1 protein-coding gene is annotated in these 369 nt (G+C 39.0%); it reads left to right on the forward strand.

The window, feature by feature from the left end:
• Positions 1-188 precede the first annotated feature (188 nt).
• On the forward strand, positions 189-369 hold a 181-nt coding region (locus Q4528_RS12850; protein ID WP_303521866.1), incomplete at its 3' end, for a hypothetical protein.

Raw genomic sequence — 369 nt, forward strand, 5'->3', positions numbered from 1 at the left:
CCATTAGATTATTCTTTTATTACGTATGAATTTGCATAACAAGTGAGCCAAAAAGCTAAATCTAATAATGGCTTAGCCCATTAATTGTGCAGGATATCTCACAATAATTACTAAAAAAGCTAATCAACGAAAACCTTACTAGGATTACTAGTGGGTGTAATGTCGAACTTTGGGAAAGGTAGCAAGGCATGTTTGGAAAAAATATCAGTCAGATCTCGGTTGTTCATCGGCTATACATTGGATTTGCCGTACTCACTATAGTGATTGCACTTGGTGGCGGCGGCGCGTTGTTACTCGGCCAAAAAATAAATTCAAGCTTTAATATGTTGACGGAAAACAGCGCCAAAACGCAGTTGTTGGCCAACGGTG

Source organism: Staphylococcus pasteuri (assembly GCF_030547725.1).
In the GTDB taxonomy this organism is placed as follows: Bacteria; Bacillota; Bacilli; order Staphylococcales; family Staphylococcaceae; genus Staphylococcus; species Staphylococcus pasteuri.